We start from the raw sequence: 3,462 nt of genomic DNA on the forward strand, positions 1-3,462 counted from the left end.
AGCCGATCAGCGTCAGCCCCGGCGGCAGGCTGTCTCCGAAGCTGCGCTTGCGGTCGTCGGCGTCCATTTGCTGAACGCTTGCCACCAGTTCGATCCAACGGGCCGGGGCGCCAGCCGCCTTCAGCCTGGCGAGCACCTGCTCGCGCTGCGCGTCGGGGAAGTCCAGCGCCCGGTCGCCGCACATGCGGGCGATCTGCACCGCGGCGAACATGGCGGTCTCGTTCCTGCGCCAGTCCTGCGCGAGCGTGGCCTCGAGGAACTCGGCGGCCTGCGCGGGCGGCATGGTCAGATGCGCATTCGCGGCCAGCGGCAGCCGCGCCGCGAGCCGGCCGATGGCCCACCAGGTCTGGGGCGTTTCGTCGGCGCGCCTGAGGCGCCCGAGCATCCACCGGCCCATTTCCTGGCGGTATTGCCACGGCACCGCCTCCATGGCGGCAAACAGGCGCAGCATGTCCTCGTAGCTGCCATGCGTGGATTTGCCGCCGCCGCGCTGCGTGGCCTGCTGCACGGCCTTCTGCATCTGGCCGGCCACGTCCTCCAGCACCTGCATCTGGCGCGCTTCATCGAGGCCCGCCGCCACGCGCCGCCAGAACACCCACCATTCGGTCCAGTTGGCCGCTTCCCGGGCGTGTGCGATGCCCTGCCCGTAAAGCTGCCAGATCTGGTCGATCCGCCAGCCGTCGAGCTCCGCGCCCACGCCGGGGCGCAGGCACCAGCCCGCGAGATTGAGCCATGCGCGCTCATGCTCGGCCGAGCGGCGGCGGCGCCTGGCGCGGGCAAGCAGCGCATCGAACAGGCCGCGCAGCGCGAGCACATCCCAGCTCTCGCGCGGCCCCAGGATTTTTTCGAGCGACTGGCGCAACTGGCGCACTTCCCTGGCGCTCACGTCCTGCGCGAGGTTGCCGAAGACGCGCTCGATGAGCGCGACGGCGGTGGACAGCCCGGGGGATTCGTCGCCGCGCGGCCCGTCGCTCCAGGCGGCGGCATCCTGCGCGCGCAGATCGAAGGGCAGCAGCCACTGCTGGGCGGGGTCTTCAACGCCGACGCAGCGCACCTCCAGCGTGCCGACCTCCGTCATGCACGACTGCAACTGCACTTCGAGCGATGTGCGCGTGTCCTGCGCATTCAGCGGCTGCATGACGGTGGCCAGCGGCGGCAGCCGCACCCAACCGTCACCGTCGAGTCCGGTGATCTGCCCGGCCTGGAATGCCTGGTCGCTGCGGCTGCTGGCGGCCAGCTCGAAGCGCACCGCCTGGCCCATCCTGAGGGCAAGGCGCCGCCCGGCCAGGGTGATGCGCGTGCCTTCCTGCGTGCCGCGCGGCAGCAGGCAAAGTCCTTGCGGTGTGGCGCCCGGCTTGCCATGCAGCACCAGCCAGTAGCTGCGGGGCGCGCCGCCTCCGATGCGCGGCAGCGCGGCCCGCGCATGCCGGTGGCGGGCGGCTTCATCCAGCGTCAGGCCGTAGGCGGCGGCGCCGCGCGCCACGGCCCAGTCGGGATGCGGATTGTGCAGGACCCGCAGCGGCTCGCCGCGCCATTGGGCCAATTGCCGCGTGAGCCGTTCGACCAGCGCGTGGGCGTGGAAGACGCCGCCGTTGAGCAGCACCGTATCGGGGATTTCCCCTTGGGCGTGCCGTGAAAGAAATCGCGCCAGATGCCGCGAGATCGCCGCATCGGCGGGATAGGGCAGGCCCAGGCCCCGCAGCGCGCCCTGGCGTTTTTGCGGCGCGTCGGTGATCGCGGCCAGGGGCAGAAAGCCTTCGATGATCCACGCGCGCGCCTCGTCGCGCGAGAGCCGCGCCGAGCGGGTCTGCGCCATCAGCCGCGAGCCGCCGCCCAGCAGGGTGACCGATACGGCCTCGGGCGCATCCTCGGCCAGCAGTTCGATCTTGGCGATGCGGCAGCGCTGCACCAACTGCGCGAAGCGCGCCGCCGCAAGCCGCTGCTCGCCCGGGGCCAGCAGCTGCGGCTCGAGCCGGTGCGCCAGCGCCAGATCCATGTTGTCGCCGCCCAGCATCAGATGCTCGCCCACGGCAATGCGCGTGAGCGTGGGCATGGACTGCGGCGCGTGCGGCGGCTGCACGCGGATCAGCGCGAGGTCGGTCGTGCCGCCGCCGACATCGGCGACCAGCACCAGGCGGCAGCCATTGAGCCGCGCGGCAAGCTGCGGGCCTTGCAGCGCCAGCCAGTCGTGGAACGCGGCCTTGGGCTCTTCCAGCAGATGAACCTGCGGCAAGCCCGCGCATTGCGCCGCCTGCAGCGTGAGCGCGCGCGCGCCTTCGTCGAACGAGGCGGGCACGGTGAGCACGACGATCTGCCGCTCGAGCGGCGCGTCCGGATGGGCGGCATCCCAGGCCGCCTTCACGTGCGCCAGATAGCTGGCCGAGGCGCGCACCGGCGATATCTTGTGAACCTCATCGGGCGCGCCCCAGGGCAGGATGGCGGCATGGCGGTCCACGCCGCCGTGCGACAGCCAGCTCTTGGCACTGGCGACCAGCCGCGACGGCACGGCCGCGCCCAGGTCGCGGGCCCACCGGCCGATGAGCGCGGGTTGCGCGGCGCCGGCATCAAGCGCGGGCCAGGGCTTTTGCCATGTGGCTTCGCCAAGCTCGTCGGCCGCGCCGTGATAGCGCACCGAGGGCAGCAGGGGCTGCTCGGTGATTTCGTCCGCGGCGCTGCGTTGAGCGATCGGCACGAGCCCGATCGCGGCGGATGCGTCGTCGAGCGCTGCAAAGGCGGCGACGGTGTTGCTCGTTCCCAGGTCGATGCCGACGACAAAGCGGGCTGCGGCCATGGCGTTCATCAGAACAGCGCTGGTATGTCGCGCACCAGCGCGGGGCGCGACTCGACGATCACCAGCGGCACGGCGATCCAGTTCTCGGCGTGGTCGCGCGCGGGCAGCAGGCGCAGGTAGGCGCACACCGGCAGGGCGAACCTGGCCAGCAGCGTCATCTGCAGCGGCAGCAAGGCATTGAAGCCCGACGCGAAATAGCCGGGCGTGGTGATCAGGTTGACGTAGCGGCCATGCTCGAGTCCGCGCAGTTGGAAATGGCTCGATTGCGCGGCCGCCACCTCCTGGCCTTCGCGCTGCGTCTTGCCGCGCACCTGAAAGGTGGACAGCGTGCCCCGCACCCAGCCGAATTCCGAGGCGCTGCGCTCGGCGTATTCGCTCACGTTCACCGCGGGCAGGCCGGCCAGATCGGGCCAGAGCTGCGACAGCATCCGCTGTGTGGAGAGCGGGTAGCTGCGCGTCTCGCGCGTGCCGGTATCGGCCGAGAAGGGCTGCGTGGCCGCACTGGTCTGGCCGTTGGGCGCGCGTGCGAGGGTGGCGGGCGCGCAGGAGCCGGAGCGGGCTTCGTAGCGGTCCGCCACGAAGTCCTTGTCCAGATAGACGATGCTTTCGAGCAGGGCTTCCTGCATGCTGGGCATGGTGGGTCAGCCGCCGATTTCAGGATCGGTTCCGGC

The 3,462-nt window shown here is 71.4% G+C and carries 2 protein-coding genes; both read right to left on the reverse strand.

What is annotated here, in order from left to right:
* On the reverse strand, nucleotides 1–2,800 hold a 2,800-nt coding region (locus tag ABWP92_RS16950), incomplete at its 3' end, for an Hsp70 family protein (protein WP_353236578.1).
* On the reverse strand, nucleotides 2,800–3,426 hold the full coding sequence (locus ABWP92_RS16955; RefSeq protein WP_353236579.1) for a hypothetical protein: 627 nt from the start codon (nucleotides 3,424–3,426) through the stop codon (nucleotides 2,800–2,802). The genes ABWP92_RS16950 and ABWP92_RS16955, both read right to left, overlap by 1 nt.
* Between the last annotated feature and the right edge of the window lie 36 nt (nucleotides 3,427–3,462).

This window comes from Diaphorobacter ruginosibacter, from assembly GCF_040396215.1.
GTDB lineage: Bacteria > Pseudomonadota > Gammaproteobacteria > Burkholderiales > Burkholderiaceae_C > Diaphorobacter_A > Diaphorobacter_A ruginosibacter_A.

Coding starts and splice junctions, on each gene's coding strand:
- ABWP92_RS16955 (WP_353236579.1), bottom strand. CDS start 3,426: ATGCCCAGCATGCAGGAAGCCCTGCTCGAAAGCATCGTCTATCTGGAC.